This is a genomic window from Nesterenkonia xinjiangensis (genome assembly GCF_013410745.1).
Lineage (GTDB): Bacteria > Actinomycetota > Actinomycetes > Actinomycetales > Micrococcaceae > Nesterenkonia > Nesterenkonia xinjiangensis.
This window is the reverse complement of record NZ_JACCFY010000001.1, coordinates 1,793,492-1,809,168: the sequence shown is the minus strand read 5'-3', so window position 1 is coordinate 1,809,168 and position 15,677 is coordinate 1,793,492. Positions and strand designations below refer to the sequence as shown.

Sequence of the window (15,677 nt, the reverse complement as noted above, 5' to 3'; positions counted from 1 at the left end):
GTGTCGGGAACGTTCCGGCGATGTCACTCGGCGACGCGGATCTGGTCGATCGCCTCGAGGGCCTCGTCGCGCAGCTCCTCAGACATCGGGGCGTTGCCGGCCGCCGACTCCGCGGTGCTCTGACCGTCCTCCGAGACGACGTACTCGCCGAAGGCCTGCACCAGATCGACGGTCTCCTGGTCCTGATACTCGTTGCAGAAGATGTTGTAGGCCACCAGGACGATCGGGTATGCACCCGACTCCTCGGTGTCGCGGTCCAACTCGTAGGACATGTTGTTCGGGGCCTGGCCCTCCACCGGGGTGGACGACGCCACGGCCTGCGCGGCGGCCTCGGGCGAGTACTCGACGTACTCCTCCCCCACCTCGACGGCCACGGAATCCAGATCCCCGATCTGCGAGGCGTCGGCGTAGGTGATCGCTCCGTCGGTCTGGGTGGTCAGGTCCACCACGCCGGACGTCTGCTGGGCAGACTCGGAGGAGACGTCTGCAGGCCAGGAACCGTCGGCCTCCCACTCCCAGACCTCCGGCGCTGCGGCCTCGAGGTACTCGGTGAAGTTCTCCGTGGTGCCGGAGTCGTCGGCGCGGTGCACCACGGTGATCGGCGTGTCCGGCAGATCCAGGTCCGGGTTGTGCTCCGCGACGGCCTCGTCGTCCCAGCTCGTGATCTCCCCGGCGAAGATGCCCGCGAGAGTCTCGGCATCGAGGTTGAGGGACCCGTCGATGCCCTCCACGTTGTACGCGGCGGCGATCGGCGAGATGTAGGAGGGGATGTGGAAGGCACCGTCGGGGCCGCAGATCTCCTGAGACTGCTCCCATTCGCCCTCGTCCATCGCGGCATCGGATCCGGCGAAGTCATACTCCCCGCCGAGGAAGCCTTCCCTTCCGGAGCCGGACCCCACCGAGGCGTAGTTGACCTGAGCGTCCGGGGCCACAGAGGTGAAGCCGTTGGCCCAGGCGGTCATCGCCGCCTCCTGGGCGGACGAGCCTCCGCCGGAGAGCGTGCCCTGGACCTCCGAGGTCTCAGCGCCGTTCTCACCACCAGTGCCGGCGTCTGCGTCGTCCCCGCCGGGGTTGTTCGACTCACCACAGGCGACCAGCGCCAGCGAAGCCACGGACAGGATGGCCGCCGCGCGACCGAAACGATGAAGCTTCACAGTGTCCTCTCTCAGATGTCGACTCCGGCGTGGAGCGTCTCTCCGCTCCAGCACCGGACCCCTCGCGGTGCCAGGGAGGCCCGGAAGGTGTCAGGGGTGTCAGCTCAGGTCCACGACGTCGCACCGGCACAGGTGAACGGCACAGTGCAGCCGCGGACCGAGTGTCAGGCTAGGGAGCCCAGATGACGAGAACCGCCGCAGCAGGTGACGAGGACGCGCGGATTCGATGAACGCTCGGTGAACCCGCCCGCGGCGAGCACCGGCATCGAGGGAGGTTCCGGGGCCGGCCGGACTTAGACTGGACCGATGAGCTCCAGCGACTCGTTCTGCATCCGCCCCGCCCGCACCGCGGACGTGAAGCGCATCATCGAACTCACCCATCCGCTGGTGGAACGACGCGTCCTGGTCCCGAAGGAGAGGGTGTCCTACTTCGAGTCCCTCCAGGAGTTCCAGATCGCCGAGTCCGACGACGGCGACCTCATCGGCTTCGGTGCCCTGCACGTGATGTGGGAAGACCTTGCCGAGGTGCGCACCCTGGCCACCCGGGACGAGTGGCGCGGCCACGGCGTCGGCTCGGCGCTGCTGCACCGGCTGCTCGACGACGCCCGCCAGCTCGGCGTCAGCCGCGTGTTCTGCCTGACCTTCGAGGAAGAGTTCTTCGTCCGGCACGGCTTCTCCGTCATGGAGAACCAGGACGCCGTGGACCCGGAGGTCTACTCCGAGCTGCTGCGCTCCCAGGACGAAGGCGTGGCCGAGTTCCTCGACCTCGCGCGGGTGAAACCCAACACCCTGGGCAACTCCCGGATGATCCTCCAGCTCTGAGCGGCTCGGGCCGCGCAGAGCACGCCGACGCAGGCCGGCGCAGGCCGGCACTGCTCAGCGAGGAGGCTTGGTGTCGGTGTCCTCACCCTCTGCGGACCGCGTCGTCTCCGTAGCCTCCTGCTGAGGTGCGGGGGCGCCGTCGTCGTCCTCCTCGAAGTGCTCGCGAGACCACTCCCCCTGCCGTTCGGCCCTCCGCTCCGCCCGCCCAGCTCGACGCTCGGCCTTCACGATCCGGATGCGCCCGGTCAGCGTGTCCCGGTGGCCCAGCGCGGGCAGCAGCTCCTCGGCCTCCTCATGGGTCAGACCCGCCGCCTCCATGACGTCGACGATCATGGTGCGCAGCATCAGCACCACCGACTCACCCTCGAGGGTGTGGATCTCCAGGCGCGTGGGATGCAGCCGTGTGGCCACGGCCGAGAGCCCGTGCTGGGCCACCTCCATCCGCTGCGCCGAGGCCGGTCCCGACTCCGACACCGCCCGGGAGAGCAGCTGGACGGCGTCCGCGAACTCCTCCAGCAGGGAGGAGAGACTCTCCGTGGCCTCATCGGTGAGCGAGGCGTTGTCCACCATGGAGACGGCCCGCCGGGTGATCACCCGCATGGAGCGGACCGCGAGGTCCATCTTCTCGGTCAGCCGGCCCATCCGCCGCACGTAGTGCCGGTGCCGCCGGTAGGCCGGCGAGTATCGGGTCAGCTCCTCCGCCGAGGCGACCGCCGCCACGGCGTCGTCGAGCTGGGACTGGATGCCCCGGCAGCGGATCAGCGCGTGCCACGCCTCCCGGGACTCTGAGGTGCGGATCGCCTTCGCCGTCTCACGCAGCGCCCGCGTGAGGTCATCGACCACTCGGCGCAGCTCACGGATCGGCTCCCGGCGCGGGTCCTTCGGGGTCAGCAGAGCGATCAGCATGGCCACCGTTCCTCCGAGGACCGCATCCGCGCTGCGCGAGAAGGGGCCCAGCAGGCCCCCTTCAGGGGCCGGGATCAGCACCACCAGCAACGCCTGCAGGCCCATCTGCATGGCCAGCAGGGACGAGTTGTCCAGCAGCCGGGCCAGCATGATCGAGACGAAGAGCACGAAGGACGCCGTCAGCAGACCCGCCCCGAAGAAATGCAGCACCAGGTCTCCGATGAAGATGCCCAGCGTGCAGCCCAGCGCGACCTCCACGACCTTGCGCAGCCGCGGCTCCTTGGTGAAGCCGAGGGCGATCAGCGCGGCGACGGCGGCGAAGAGCGGGCCGTCATGACCCAGGAGCGTCTCGGCGAGCGCGAAGGCGCCGACCCCGGCGACCGTCATCTGCAGGGCCGGGACCACCGAACGGCCAGCCCGCACCCCACCGGCGCGGACACGCGCCGTGGTGACGCGACGGGCGGTGCGCACGCCGTGCCGCAGGTAGGCGAGCAGGCCCGACCGGCGAGGTTCGGCGGGGTCCGGGGCGTCCGAAGCTGTGCTCACCCTCCGAGTCTAGGGGGTCGAGGGCAGGCGATCAGGGGGTATGTGGCCCGTGCCATGCCGGGCGGCGGGAGACGAGGAGGCGAACGCGGGCTGAGCCGCTCATCCCTGCGCCAGCGCCGCCATCAGCACCAACCCGGCGAACGCGAGGAACGGCAGGAACAGCACCGCATGGAGGAACAGGTGCCCGCGCATCACCGCGATGAACTCGCGCAGGAAGGCACTGGGCACGTAGTAGCGGGCTGTCTTGGAACCGGTGACCTCAGCACGCAGCCCGGCCTTCCTGGCCAGCAGCGCCGCGCGGAGCACATGGTAGTTGTTGGTGACCGCCAGCAGCGCACCGGAGCGACCGGCGTCGTCCTGGATCTGTTGGGCGAACCGCAGGTTCTGGGCCGTGCTGACCGCCTCGGTCTCGGCGATGACATCCTGAGCGGGCACACCCTGCTCACGCAGATATTCCGCCATGGCGGCTCCCTCGGCGCGGGACTCGTCCGGACCCTGTCCGCCGGAGGGGATGAGCAGCGGCTTCGGCTCGGTGTCCTGGTAGACCTCCAAGGCGCGGTCCAGGCGGGCGCGCAGCAGGGGCGGCACCTGGCCACCGATCAGCCGGGAGCCGAGCACGACGAGCGCCGCCGGATGCTCCCGGTGGGTCATGCGGCCATAGGCCAGCGCATAGCTGAGGAAGATCACGAAGGCCACGCTCACGTAGCCGGTGAGCAGGAAGAGCAGCACTGCCAGGGTCACCAGATACGGATTCGCGGTGCCGACCAGCAGCACCGCCACCACCGGCAGGATCGGGATCGCCAGGCCGGCCAGCAGGGAGAGCATGTTGCCCAGGCGGCGGCCTTCACGGCGCAGCATGGTGATGCCGTTGGCGATGAGGAACCAGCACAGCACCACCACACTGGCCGGAAGCAGCAGCACCAGTGCCAGCGACACCAGGCCGAATCCCGGCACCACGCGGGAGAAGATCTCCAGGATGCCGAGCAGCCCGCAGCCGAGCGCCCCGACGAGGAACACCCCGTTGCGCAGCATGCGCCGGTCGCGTCTGCGGAAGAACAGGTAGAGGGCGCCGAAGCCAGCCGCCAGGATCAGCATGAACACGGGGATCAGCCTAGCGGGAGGAGCGGAGCGGGCCTGGGGGACAACTGCACCACAGAATCACGTCTGCACAGCCAGATCTCGTGGTGCAGACGTGATCTTGGGAGGCAGGACGCACCGACCAGCGATCACCGGGCACGAGGCACTCCGGCCTGCAGCAGCTTCCGACGGAGCCGCTCAGGCCGCAGGATGTCATCCCAGATGATCCGGACGACGACCAGGCCCAACGCTCGAAGCCCGTCCTCGCGGTGTTTCTCCGCCTCGAGGGCATCCACCGGGCTCACCCCGCTGAGCTCCTGGGACCTCCGGTACTTGACCATCCCGTCGAACTCCGCGACGACGCCCTCCCAGGCGAAGTCCGCACGCACGCGCCGCCCGTCGGGCAGAACGAACTCACGCTGCAGCTCCGGGGCGTGGAAGCCCAGTTCCCGGATCAGGGCTCGTACCCCGGACTCCCCCGGGGACTCGGCGGCAGGGTCGGCGAACTCCACTGCCCGAGCCCACCGTGCCCGTCGGCGGTGCGTGCGCAGATACGGCTCCCACTCGACGAAGTCGTCCAGCGCGAGGGTCCGCTCGGAGGTGATCCGACCCGCCAGCACGGCGTCCAGGATCACCGCCGCCTCGGCCAGGGAGGACTCCGCTACGGTGTCCAGGACGGAGAAGGCAAGCGGTTCGACATCGACCCGTTCGGGAACTCCCCGCAACCACGGATGCACCACGAGGCCCAGGGAGTCCTGCGGCACCGCATACTCCCCTGCCCGGATCCTGAGCTGCAGATCCTCGCGACCGGCTCCTTCGGGCAGCGCGGCTCCGAGGCGACGGAGGGGGATGGGCTGCAGGTCACGGCCGCTGAGAGGTCTGCCCCGGGCAGCGGCCGGAGCCTGGTGGTCCGCCAACAGGCGAGCGACGACCGCGGCGTCGGCCGTCCCCGTGAGGGGACCCGTCCTGCGGCGCCCCACACGTCCACGACGAGCTTCCCGGATCGTGATCTCTCCCGGAGTGCGGAGCAGAGGGACACCCCACAGTGCGAGCGCCGAGCTGCGACAGAAAAGTGGTGAGGCTGCGGCTGCCATCGCGCCGAGAGCCATGAGATGCCGCTCCCACGGCGGGGCCCTGAGCCACGGCCCAGGCTCGATGTATACGCCATGGGCCAGGCGCAGCATTTCGCCACGACGCACAGCCGTCGACCACCTGTTGCTCCGATGGGCCCGCTCCTGATCGGGCTGATCCCCGACGCAGTGCAAGCGCACGGAATCGCGTGGCTCGGATCTGACAGCGTGCGTGACCATGCCTTCCACTCTGACCGATTCTGGGTGTCGGTGCGGCCGAGTCCGGGGACCCTGTGGAAAACGCCGTTCTGCACACCGACATCATGTCTGCACAGCCAGATCTCGTGGGGCAGACGTGATACCGGGGTGCAGAACGGACAGGGAGGCCGGGTCAACGAGGCGTGGCGCAGTGGCACAGGGCCGACCGCCGCCCTCAGTCCAGCGTGAACCGGTGGGGGTCCGAGGTGATGCCGCCGATGCTCACCGTCAGCTCATAGGTGCCCGACTCGAGCTCCGCAGGCTCCGTGCAGGTCTCCGACGAATCCGAACGGGGCCAGGTCAGCTGCGCCCGCTCCTGCTGACCAGGTTCCATCGTCAGCTCATAGGAGTCGCCGTCGTCGCCGCACTGCTCCGTGGTGAAGACCTGCCGGCCCGCATGGGAGATCTCGAACTCCTGCTCGGCAGTGCCGACGTCGAGGGTGCACTCCTGTGCACCGGTGTTCTCCACGGCAAGGATCAGCACCGGCGCCACCGTGGCACCATAGGTGTCCTCGTCGGTGGCGGCGGTGACGCGGACGTCCCCGGGCGCGCAGGACCCGTCCGAGTCCTCGCCCTCCGGCTCCTCGTCCCCCGTATCCTCCTCGTCCTCCGCGTCCTCTGAGCCGTCACCGTCAGGGTCATCGGTCTCGGAGGCCTCGCCCTGGGCCGACTCCCCCGCGGGGTCGGTCTCCTGCGCCGTGGGATCGTTGGGGTCCTCGTCGACGAACAGCGCGAAGATCGCCGCGCCGGCCCACCAGAGCCCCACCAGGACGATCACCGCGAAGGTGCCCACGACGAGTCGCCGCCTCCGGTACACCGCGGCGGATTGGCGCCGGGGCGTGCGTCGGGGACGGGGAGAAGCCATGCGCACCAGGGTATCGCCGGAGACTGGACATCAGTCGCCGACGTCGCCCACTCACCGATGTGATCTTCACCCGGCAGTGACCAGCGGGGAGACCGCCGGTTCTCAGCCGACGAGCCGCTCGGCCAGCTCCTTCACGCGGTGGTGGATGTCCTCGCGGACCAGCTCCATGCGCTCTCGGCCCTCGATGCCTCGCAGGCTGGGCTCGTCGGTCTCCCAGCGCTCCACCAGTACGCCTTCAGGGTGCGGCACCTGGGTCTCGGCACCGAGGATCACCACGTGTCCGGCTTCGCGCATCATGCCCTCGGTGAGCAGCTGCGGCGTCTCCGCGGTGATGTCGACGCCGACGTCCTGCAGCACCTCGGCGGACAGGGCGTTGACGGCCGAGCCGGGCTGCGTGCCGGCGGAGTCCACCCGCACCGCCGACGCCGCACCGACCGTTTCGAGCTCGCGACGCATGAGTCCGGCGGCCATCTGGGACTTGCCGCCGTTCTTCACACAGACGAAAAGCACCGCGGACGAGGTCTCAGGCTGGTTCACGGGGTCTCCTTTTCACGAGCGGGGACGGGAGCGGTCGCGGCGGGCGCTGCAGGGGGCACGATCCGGTGGCCGACGGCATGGGTGATCTCCTGCAGCCGCTCGGCCACCACGGCGTAGTAGGACCACACACCGCGCTTCTCCCGGGTGAGCAGACCCGCGTCGACGAGGATCTTCAGGTGGTGCGAGACAGTGGGCTGACCGAGGCCCAGCGGATCTGTGAGGTCACAGACGCAGGCCTCGCCGCGAGCGTCGGCGGCGATGAGGGAGAGCAGGGTCAGTCGGTTCGGATCGGCGAGGGCCTTCAGCTGGATGGCCAGCTCGACGGCGTCCTCGGGCGCCAACCCAGGGACGCCGGGCTGCGGCGCACAGCAGGCCGGTCCGTCCTCCGCGGCGACTTCGGTCGAGACGGCAGGATCACGGTGCGTGGTGGGTGAGAGGGTCATAACTGCTCCGGAGGCTGCTCAGGGCTTGGCTGAGCGTTCAGGTCGGGGACGACGACGGCGCCACGCCATCAGCGATCTCTGACATTGACATCTGTCGATGCCTCTGACGATACTCGGGGCATCGATGTTTGTCGATACCTTTCCGCACCCGCCTCCATCCGATCACAGGAGCATCGTGTCCCAGACCACCGCCCCCGGCAGCTCCTCCCCAGGAAACCCCGCACCCGCCCCGCCGGACGCGTCCGGCGTCGTCGCGAAGCTCTCGATGCTGGACCGATTCCTGCCGGTGTGGATCATCGCCGCGATGGCCGTCGGCCTGGCGCTGGGCGCCGTCGCCCCCGGCTTCGGGGAGGCGCTGGAGTCCTTCAAGGTCGCCGGAGTCTCACTGCCGATCGCCCTGGGTCTGCTGATCATGATGTACCCCGTGCTGGCGAAGGTCCGCTATGACGAGACGGCGAAGGTCATCGGGGACCGGAAGCTGATCATCACCTCGCTGCTCATCAATTGGCTGCTCGCCCCGGCGTTCATGTTCGTGCTGGCCTGGGTGTTCCTCCCGGACCTGCCCGAATACCGCACCGGGCTGATCATCGTCGGCCTGGCGCGCTGCATCGCCATGGTGCTGATCTGGAACGACCTCGCCTGCGGCGACCGTGAGGCCGCCGCCGTGCTGGTGGCCATCAATTCGGTGTTCCAGGTGGTCATGTTCGGGGTGCTCGGCTGGTTCTATCTGCAGCTGCTGCCCAGCTGGCTGGGCCTGCCCACCACCAGCGCGGAGTTCTCGATCGCGGCCATCACCGTCTCGGTGCTGGTGTTCCTCGGCATCCCGTTGGTCGCCGGCTACCTCACTCGCACACTCGGTGAACGGACCCGCGGCCGCAACTGGTACGAGGGGACGGTCCTCCCGCGACTCGGACCGTGGGCGCTCTACGGTCTGCTGTTCACCATCGTGGTGCTCTTCGCCCTGCAGGGCGAGCAGGTGCTGGCCCAGCCGATGGACGTCGTGCGGATCGCGCTGCCGCTGACCGTCTACTTCCTGGTGGTCTTCGCCGCCTCGATGCTGATCGGCTGGATCCTGCGGCTGGGCTACGAGCGTTCCACCACACTGTCCTTCACAGCGGCGGGCAACAACTTCGAGCTGGCCATCGCGGTGTCGATCGCCACCTTCGGGGCCACCAGCGGCCAGGCGCTGGCCGGCATCGTCGGCCCGCTGATCGAGGTTCCGATCCTGGTGGCGCTGGTCTACGTGGCGCTCTGGGCCCGTCGCTGGTTCACCACGTCGACGCCGAGCGCCCTCGTCGCCGCAGACGCCACTGCCACGACCACCGCCACCACCACTGCCACCATCACCCCCGCCACTGCAGAAGCATCCGAGAGGACCCGATGATGACCCGCGAGAACCACAAGCCCACCGTCTTGTTCGTCTGCGTCCACAACGCCGGCCGCTCCCAGATGGCCGCCGGATTCCTCCGGGAGATCGCTGGAGGCGACGTCGTCGTGCACTCCGGCGGCACGCAGCCGGCGGACCAGGTGAATCCGGTGGCCGTGGAGGCCATGGCCGAGGTGGGCATCGACATCTCCGCGCAGGTGCCCGACCAGCTCTCCCCGTACACCGTCCAGGAGTCAGACGTGGTGGTCACGATGGGCTGCGGCGACGACTGCCCGTTCTATCCGGGCAAGCGGTATGAGGACTGGCAGCTGGACGACCCGTCCGGCCAGGGCATCGAGACGGTGCGGGCGATCCGCGACGACATCCGCTCCCGGGTGGAGGAGCTGGTGGGATCATTGCGCCCCGCGCAGGCCTGAGACCGACCCCCGGCTGACGCGGGGCGGGCCGGCCCAGCCCGGCCCCGCATCCCCTCCGCAGCTTCCGTAGAATCGCAGGGATGCCTCAGCCCTTTACCGATGACGCCCTCGCCCCGCCCATCCCTCCAGCACCCGAGGACGTCCACAGCCGGGTGATCGACTGGTTCTCCGAGGCCGCCCGGGATCTGCCGTGGCGTCGCCCGGAGTGCACCCCCTGGGGCGTGCTGGTCAGCGAGATCATGCTCCAGCAGACTCCGGTGGTCCGCGTGCTGCCCCGCTGGGAGGACTGGATGCACCGCTGGCCGACCCCGGGCGCCTGCGCGGCGGCCCCGCAGTCGGAGATCCTCATCGTCTGGGACCGGCTGGGCTACCCGCGGCGGGCGCTGCGGCTGCAGGCCGCGGCGGAGGCGATCGTGGAGCGCCACGACGGTGCGGTCCCGGCGGACCCGCAGGCGCTGCGCGCCCTGCCCGGCATCGGGGAGTACACGGCGGCCGCGGTGGCCTGCTTCGCCTTCGGAATCCCGGAGGTGGTGGTGGACACCAACATCCGTCGGGCGCATGCCCGCATCTTCACCGGCGCTGCCCTGCCGGGGCAGACCTACACGGCCGCCCAGCGGCGGCTCGCTCGGGATCTGATGCCCGCCACGGACGACGACGGCGGACGCCGCGCCTGCGCCTGGAACGCCTCCTCCATGGAACTCGGGGCGCTGATCTGCACCGCCCGCTCCCCGCAGTGCGCCATCTGCCCGGTGGCCGATCTGTGCGCCTGGCGGGCGGCGGGTTCGCCTCCCCCGACGGAGGAGCAGAAGACCCGCGGCCAGGCCTGGGCCGGGACGGACCGGCAGGTGCGCGGGGCGATCATGGCGGTGCTGCGCGGTGGGGAGCCGGTGGACGCTGAGGCCCTGCTGGCCGGCCTGCCGCTTCCCGAGGCCGATGACGAGCAGCGCCGCCGGTGTCTGGAGACCCTGGTGGCCGACGGGCTCGCACAGCGCCGCGGCGACGTCGTCACACTGCCCGGGGTGCTGTGACATGAACGGATGCACCTCGTGAAGGAGGCCCTTCTGTGGCTAGTAGTCCACTTCCTCGCGCACTGCTGACACCATGAAGAGCTGGAGCAGCACCGAGGCGATGATCATCGTGAATGCGGGCACCAGCAGAACGTAGGGGTCCTTGAGGAGAACTGCAGCGCTCAGCCCAGGAACCGTCAGCGCGACGGTGGCCACGTAACGGTGAAACCTGCTTTGTATGTTCATCGCTCCTCCTCACTGACCTGCGGTCCTATACCATATCGGCCGAAGACACACAGTCAACCCCCTCCTGGAGCTGATCACGCTGCGGCGGCTGCTCCGGCACGACGCCCCGCGCCAGCTAGTTCTGTGACGCCTGCGCCGGGCCGCCGTCGAGCAGCAGCCCCATCGCCTCGGGCAGGGAGCCGATCTCGCGGACCCTCATCCCTTCGGGGATGTCGCTCTTCTCCGCGCCGCGGGGAACGATCGCGTGGGTGAACCCGAGTCGCTGGGCCTCCTGGAGCCGGCGCTGCAGCCCCGGCACCGGACGCACCTCACCAGCGAGGCCGACTTCGCCGAAGGCGACGAACCGGTTAGGCAGCGGCTTCTCGAGCGCCGCCGAGGCCACTGCCAACGCGATGGAGAGATCCGCCGCCGGTTCGGTGATCTTCACTCCGCCCACCGTGGCCACATAGGTCTCCGACTTGAACAGCGTGGCCAGCCGGGCGCGCCGCTGCAGCACCGCCAGCAGCATGGACACCCGCGGCGAATCCAACCCGGAGACCGCCCGGCGCGGCTGCGAGGCCGGGGACTCGGCCACCAGGGCCTGCACCTCGGCGGTCAGCGGGCGCCGTCCCTCCAGGGTGATGGTGATGCAGGTGCCGGGAACCCGATCCGTCAGCGCGGAGACGAAGAGCCCGGACGGGTCAGCCAAGGACGTCAGGCCCCCCTCGTTCAGGTCGAAGCAGCCGACGTCGTCCGTGGGACCGTAGCGGTTCTTCACCGCGCGGAGCAGCCGCAGGCGAGAGTGGCGGTCTCCCTCGAACTGGCAGACCACGTCCACCAGATGCTCGAGCATGCGCGGCCCGGCGATGTTGCCGTCCTTGGTGACGTGACCGACCAGGATGGTGGCCATGTTCCGACGCTTCGCCGCTTCGATCATCGAGGCGGTGACTTCCCGGATCTGGGTGACGCCGCCCGCGGCGCCGTCCACTTCGGCGGAGGAGAGCGTCTGCACTGAGTCCATGATCGTCAGCTGCGGGGAAATCTGCTCGATCTGCCCGAGGGCCTGGCCGAGATCGGACTCCGCAGCCAGGTAGAGGCTGTCGGACATCGCCTCGATACGTTCGGCGCGCTTCTTGACCTGCGCGGCCGACTCCTCCCCGGTCAGGTACAGCACCGGATGGTCCGTGTGCGCCTTCGCCACCGCCGAGGCCACCTGCAGCAGCAGGGTGGACTTCCCGACACCGGGCTCCCCCGCCAAGAGGATCACCGCACCCGGCACCAGCCCGCCGCCGAGCACGCGATCCAGCTCCCCGATGCCGGTGGCGCGGAACTCCGCGACCGAGGCGTCGACGTCGCCGATGGCCTGGGCTGGGGCGGCCAGGTTGGATGCGGCCGTGGTTCGGGCGGTGACCTGACCCTTCTCCTGCACCGTGCCCCAGGACTGGCACTCCGGACAGCGACCCACCCATTTCACGGTCTGCCACCCGCATTCGGAGCACTCGAAGGTGGGGGTGTTCTTCCCCTTGCTGCGACTGGTGGTGCGGGTGGCCATGAGGACCACGGTATCGCGGGCCGCTGACACTTCCGTGGCAGGCTGTGGAGAAGGTCACGCCGCCCGCGCCGACGACCTCTCACGATTCCCAGGTGGACCCCGTACCATACCGGCGGGTGACCGCGACCCAGCACCGGGGCCGCCGTCATCCTGCCCCGTTCATCCCAGACCCCCAGGAGAGGCGTGTTCCGCTCCCCCAAGATCTTCTTCCGCGTCCTGGCGATCGCCGAGGCGATCTCCTGGACCCTGCTCATCGGCGGCATGATCCTGCGCGCCACCCATGGCCTCGACGTCGCCGTGACCATCGGCGGCGGCATCCACGGCTTCGTGTTCCTCGCCTACGCCGCCACCGCGGTGATCGTGGCGAAGAACCAGCGCTGGAGTGCCGGCCCTGCCGCCACCGCCATCATCAGCGCGATCATCCCCTATGCCACCGTCCCGGTGGACATCTGGCTCAAGCGCAGCGGCCGTCTGGACGGCCCGTGGCGCACCCGCGCAGGCGAGGACCCGCGCGACCACAGCTGGCATGACCGGCTGCTGCGGGTGCTGCTGAACCGGCCGGCCCTGGTCGGCGGCGCGCTGGCGGTCGGCGTCGTCGTGGTGTTCGTGGGACTGCTGGTGGCAGGGCCGCCCGTGCCGAAGGGCTGACGCCCGACGCCGGCGACCCGGCCGGACACGACGCAGAGAGTCCGGCACTTCCGGCGCACAGACGAGAAGCGGGGGCCGAGTTCCATCCCAGGAACTCGGCCCCCACTGTCGTTCAGCAGGACGGCATCAGACCAGCCGGCTCAGCTCTCGATCGCCGCCGGCTCCTCGGTGCCTTCGATCTGCGGCGCCGGGGCGGTCCAGTCGAAGGTGAGCTCGCGGTCCTCGCCCTCGCCCTTCAGGCCGATGGTGATCGCCGCTCCGTGCGGGATCTCCCCGTAGAGGATCTGCTCGGAGAGCTGGTCCTCGATCATGGACTGGATCGCACGGCGCAGCGGCCGGGCGCCCATGGACGGGTCGTAGCCCTTGTCGGCGAGGAACTCGCGGGCAGGCTGGGAGACCTCGAGGGTCATGGCCTGCTCCGCCAGGCGCTCCCGCAGACGGTCGACGAACAGGTCCACGATGCGCACGATCTCGGACTGCTCCAGCTGCGGGAACACGATGGTGTCGTCCACGCGGTTGAGGAACTCCGGCCGGAAGTGCTGACGCAGCTCCTGGTTGACCTTGCCCTTCATGCGCTCATAGTTCGTGGCGGTGTCCGTCGAGGACTGGAAGCCGGTCATCACGCTCTTGGAGATCTCGCTGGTGCCGAGGTTCGTGGTCATGATGATCACGGTGTTCTTGAAGTCCACCACGCGGCCCTGCGAGTCGGTCAGACGGCCGTCCTCGAGGATCTGCAGCAGCGAGTTGAACAGGTCCGCGTGGGCCTTCTCCACCTCGTCGAACAGCACCACGGAGAACGGACGACGCCGGACCTTCTCGGTCAGCTGGCCGCCCTCCTCGTAGCCCACGTACCCGGGAGGGGCGCCGAAGAGCCGGGAGACGGTGTGCTTCTCCGAGAACTCGGACATGTCCAGAGTGATGAGCGCGTCCTCGTCGCCGAAGAGGAACTCGGCCAGCGTCTTGGCCAGCTCGGTCTTGCCGACGCCGGTGGGGCCGGCGAAGATGAACGAGCCGGAGGGACGGTTCGGGTCCTTCAGGCCGGCGCGGGTGCGGCGGATCGCCCGGGAGAGGGACCTGACGGCCTCGTCCTGGCCGATGACCCGCTTGTGCAGCTCCTCCTCCATGCGGCGGAGGCGGTCGGACTCCTGCTCGGTGAGCTTGAAGACGGGGATGCCGGTGGAGAACGCGAGGACCTCGGCGATCAGGTCGGCGTCGACCTCGGCGATCTCATCCATGGACCCGGACTTCCAGGCGCTCTCCTTCTCCTGACGCTCCTCCACGAGCTTCTGCTCGGTGTCGCGCAGGGAGGCGGCGCCCTCGAAGTCCTGGGCGTCGATGGCGGCCTCCTTCTCCCGCCGGACGTCCTCGATCCTGGCGTCGAACTCCTTGAGCTCTGGCGGCGCGGTCATCTTCTGGATGCGCAGTCGGGCGCCGGCCTCGTCGATCAGGTCGATCGCCTTGTCAGGCAGGAAACGGTCGTTGACGTACCGGTGAGCCAGTGACGCCGCCGCCTCGAGGGCCTCCTCGGTGATGGAGACCTTGTGGTGGGCCTCGTAGCGGTCCCGCAGGCCACGCAGGATCTGCACGGTGGTCTCCACCGAGGGCTCGTCCACCTGGATCGGCTGGAAGCGGCGCTCCAGGGCGGCGTCCTTCTCGATGTGCTTACGGTACTCGTCCAGAGTGGTGGCGCCGATGGTCTGCAGCTCACCGCGGGCCAGCAGCGGCTTGAGGATGTTGGCGGCATCGATCGCACCCTCAGCGGCGCCGGCGCCGACGAGCGTGTGGATCTCGTCGATGAACAGGATGATGTCCCCGCGGGTGCGGATCTCCTTGAGCACCTTCTTCAGGCGCTCCTCGAAGTCACCGCGGTAGCGGGAGCCGGCCACCAGGGAGCCGAGGTCCAGGGTGTAGAGCTGCTTGTCGCGGAGGAGCTCCGGCACGTCGTTGTTGACGATCGCCTGGGCCAGACCCTCGACGACGGCGGTCTTGCCGACGCCGGGCTCACCGATGAGCACCGGGTTGTTCTTGGTACGGCGGGAGAGCACCTGCATCACGCGCTGCCGCTCGTAGTCGCGGCCGACCACCGGGTCCAGCGCGGCTTCGCGGGCAGCGGCCGTGAGGTTGCGACCGAACTGGTCCAGCACCACCGAGCCGGAGGGCTGACCTTCCGTGGCCCCCTGCCCGACACCGGCACCGGCCTTCTCCTGGCCGCCGCCCTGGTAGCCGGAGAGCAGCTGGATGACCTGCTGGCGCACCTTGTTGAGGTCGGCGTTGAGCTCCACGAGCACCTGGGCGGCGACGCCCTCACCCTCGCGGATCAGCCCGAGCAGGATGTGCTCGGTGCCGATGTAGTTGTGGCCCAGCTGCAGGGCTTCGCGCAGCGAGAGCTCCAGGACCTTCTTGGCGCGCGGAGTGAAGGGGATGTGGCCGCTGGGCGCGTTCTGCCCCGGGCCGATCTTCTCCTGGACCTTCTCGCGGACTCCGCCCAGCGAGATGTCCAGAGACTCCAGGGCTTTGGCGGCGACGCCCTCACCCTCATGGATGAGGCCGAGCAGGATGTGCTCGGTTCCGATGTAGTTGTGGTTGAGCATGCGGGCCTCTTCCTGGGCCAGCACAACCACTCGCCGTGCGCGGTCGGTGAATCTCTCGAACATGGCCAATGACACTCCTCGCGTTGATGCTCACCTTCGATGCTACGGGGGTGAGCCCGCTTTGGGGCGCCTGTTCGCCACCGGGGAAAGTCCGGGGCCGACGGGCCGGATTC

At 69.3% G+C, this 15,677-nt stretch carries 15 protein-coding genes; 5 read left to right on the top strand and 10 right to left on the bottom strand.

Translation table 11 applies throughout. The features are described 5' to 3' along the window. Positions 1-23: 23 nt before the first annotated feature. Positions 24-1,154, bottom strand: coding sequence for a phosphate ABC transporter substrate-binding protein PstS (pstS, locus tag HNR09_RS08225; protein ID WP_179541594.1), 1,131 nt, complete (start codon positions 1,152-1,154; stop codon positions 24-26). Positions 1,155-1,460: 306 nt separating this feature from the next. On the opposite strand from pstS, the gene HNR09_RS08220 reads away from it, so the two are divergent. Beyond that, positions 1,461-1,976: an amino-acid N-acetyltransferase gene (locus HNR09_RS08220; protein ID WP_179541593.1), complete on the top strand. Its 516-nt coding sequence runs from the start codon at positions 1,461-1,463 to the stop codon at positions 1,974-1,976. A 54-nt stretch (positions 1,977-2,030) separates the two neighbouring features. Here the strand turns inward: HNR09_RS08220 and HNR09_RS08215 are convergent, their stop codons facing one another. From HNR09_RS08215 to HNR09_RS08190, 6 genes are all read right to left on the bottom strand, one after another. Next, a complete protein-coding gene (locus HNR09_RS08215; RefSeq protein ID WP_343047489.1) occupies positions 2,031-3,428 on the bottom strand; it encodes an FUSC family protein in 1,398 nt (465 codons plus the stop codon). 99 nt (positions 3,429-3,527) lie between these two features. After that, positions 3,528-4,523, bottom strand: coding sequence for a YdcF family protein (locus HNR09_RS08210; RefSeq protein WP_179543100.1), 996 nt, complete (start codon positions 4,521-4,523; stop codon positions 3,528-3,530). Between the two features lie 131 nt (positions 4,524-4,654). After that, the gene (locus HNR09_RS08205) at positions 4,655-5,422 is read right to left on the bottom strand and encodes a hypothetical protein (RefSeq protein ID WP_179541592.1); all 768 of its coding nucleotides are present in this window, start codon (positions 5,420-5,422) and stop codon (positions 4,655-4,657) included. A gap of 586 nt (positions 5,423-6,008) precedes the next feature. Continuing rightward, positions 6,009-6,698 (bottom strand): DUF4232 domain-containing protein, encoded by a 690-nt coding sequence (locus HNR09_RS08200; protein ID WP_179541591.1) that lies wholly within the window; start codon positions 6,696-6,698, stop codon positions 6,009-6,011. A 102-nt stretch (positions 6,699-6,800) separates the two neighbouring features. Beyond that, positions 6,801-7,235, bottom strand: a complete 435-nt coding sequence (locus HNR09_RS08195) for an arsenate reductase/protein-tyrosine-phosphatase family protein (RefSeq protein WP_179541590.1) — start codon at positions 7,233-7,235, stop codon at positions 6,801-6,803. Beyond that, the gene (locus HNR09_RS08190; protein WP_179541589.1) at positions 7,232-7,678 is read right to left on the bottom strand and encodes an ArsR/SmtB family transcription factor; all 447 of its coding nucleotides are present in this window, start codon (positions 7,676-7,678) and stop codon (positions 7,232-7,234) included. Before HNR09_RS08190 ends, HNR09_RS08195 begins: the two co-directional genes overlap by 4 nt. A gap of 265 nt (positions 7,679-7,943) precedes the next feature. On the opposite strand from HNR09_RS08190, the gene arsB reads away from it, so the two are divergent. The 3 genes from arsB (at position 7,944) to HNR09_RS08175 (ending at position 10,509) form a co-directional block, all read left to right on the top strand. Next, positions 7,944-9,062 (top strand): ACR3 family arsenite efflux transporter, encoded by a 1,119-nt coding sequence (gene arsB, locus HNR09_RS08185; protein ID WP_246349195.1) that lies wholly within the window; start codon positions 7,944-7,946, stop codon positions 9,060-9,062. After that, on the top strand, positions 9,059-9,481 hold the full coding sequence (locus tag HNR09_RS08180; protein WP_246348761.1) for an arsenate reductase ArsC: 423 nt from the start codon (positions 9,059-9,061) through the stop codon (positions 9,479-9,481). The genes arsB and HNR09_RS08180 overlap by 4 nt, the downstream gene beginning before the upstream one ends. An 80-nt stretch (positions 9,482-9,561) precedes the next feature. Next, positions 9,562-10,509 carry an HhH-GPD family protein gene (locus HNR09_RS08175; RefSeq protein WP_179541587.1) on the top strand — a complete coding sequence of 316 codons (948 nt, stop codon included), beginning with the start codon at positions 9,562-9,564 and terminating at the stop codon, positions 10,507-10,509. 39 nt (positions 10,510-10,548) lie between these two features. Here HNR09_RS08175 and HNR09_RS08170 read toward each other — a convergent pair whose 3' ends face one another. Beyond that, positions 10,549-10,734, bottom strand: a complete 186-nt coding sequence (locus tag HNR09_RS08170; protein ID WP_179541586.1) for a hypothetical protein — start codon at positions 10,732-10,734, stop codon at positions 10,549-10,551. 115 nt (positions 10,735-10,849) lie between these two features. After that, positions 10,850-12,265: a DNA repair protein RadA gene (gene radA / locus HNR09_RS08165; protein ID WP_179541585.1), complete on the bottom strand. Its 1,416-nt coding sequence runs from the start codon at positions 12,263-12,265 to the stop codon at positions 10,850-10,852. Between the two features lie 183 nt (positions 12,266-12,448). On the opposite strand from radA, the gene HNR09_RS08160 reads away from it, so the two are divergent. Next, entirely contained in the window at positions 12,449-12,913 is a 465-nt protein-coding gene (locus tag HNR09_RS08160) for a DUF3817 domain-containing protein (protein WP_179541584.1), read from the top strand. A gap of 140 nt (positions 12,914-13,053) precedes the next feature. On the opposite strand, the gene HNR09_RS08155 is transcribed toward HNR09_RS08160, so the two are convergent. Next, on the bottom strand, positions 13,054-15,567 hold the full coding sequence (locus HNR09_RS08155; protein WP_179541583.1) for an ATP-dependent Clp protease ATP-binding subunit: 2,514 nt from the start codon (positions 15,565-15,567) through the stop codon (positions 13,054-13,056). Positions 15,568-15,677 lie beyond the last annotated feature (110 nt).

Excerpts from the sequence above, each read along its gene's own strand:
- HNR09_RS08180 (WP_246348761.1), top strand. The coding sequence starts at position 9,059 with ATGATGACCCGCGAGAACCACAAGCCCACCGTCTTGTTCGTCTGCGTC.
- HNR09_RS08170 (WP_179541586.1), bottom strand. The coding sequence starts at position 10,734 with ATGAACATACAAAGCAGGTTTCACCGTTACGTGGCCACCGTCGCGCTG.
- HNR09_RS08200 (WP_179541591.1), bottom strand. The coding sequence starts at position 6,698 with ATGGCTTCTCCCCGTCCCCGACGCACGCCCCGGCGCCAATCCGCCGCG.
- HNR09_RS08155 (WP_179541583.1), bottom strand. The coding sequence starts at position 15,567 with ATGTTCGAGAGATTCACCGACCGCGCACGGCGAGTGGTTGTGCTGGCC.
- arsB (WP_246349195.1), top strand. The coding sequence starts at position 7,944 with ATGCTGGACCGATTCCTGCCGGTGTGGATCATCGCCGCGATGGCCGTC.
- HNR09_RS08175 (WP_179541587.1), top strand. The coding sequence starts at position 9,562 with ATGCCTCAGCCCTTTACCGATGACGCCCTCGCCCCGCCCATCCCTCCA.
- radA (WP_179541585.1), bottom strand. The coding sequence starts at position 12,265 with ATGGCCACCCGCACCACCAGTCGCAGCAAGGGGAAGAACACCCCCACC.
- HNR09_RS08190 (WP_179541589.1), bottom strand. The coding sequence starts at position 7,678 with ATGACCCTCTCACCCACCACGCACCGTGATCCTGCCGTCTCGACCGAA.
- HNR09_RS08210 (WP_179543100.1), bottom strand. The coding sequence starts at position 4,523 with ATGCTGATCCTGGCGGCTGGCTTCGGCGCCCTCTACCTGTTCTTCCGC.
- HNR09_RS08220 (WP_179541593.1), top strand. The coding sequence starts at position 1,461 with ATGAGCTCCAGCGACTCGTTCTGCATCCGCCCCGCCCGCACCGCGGAC.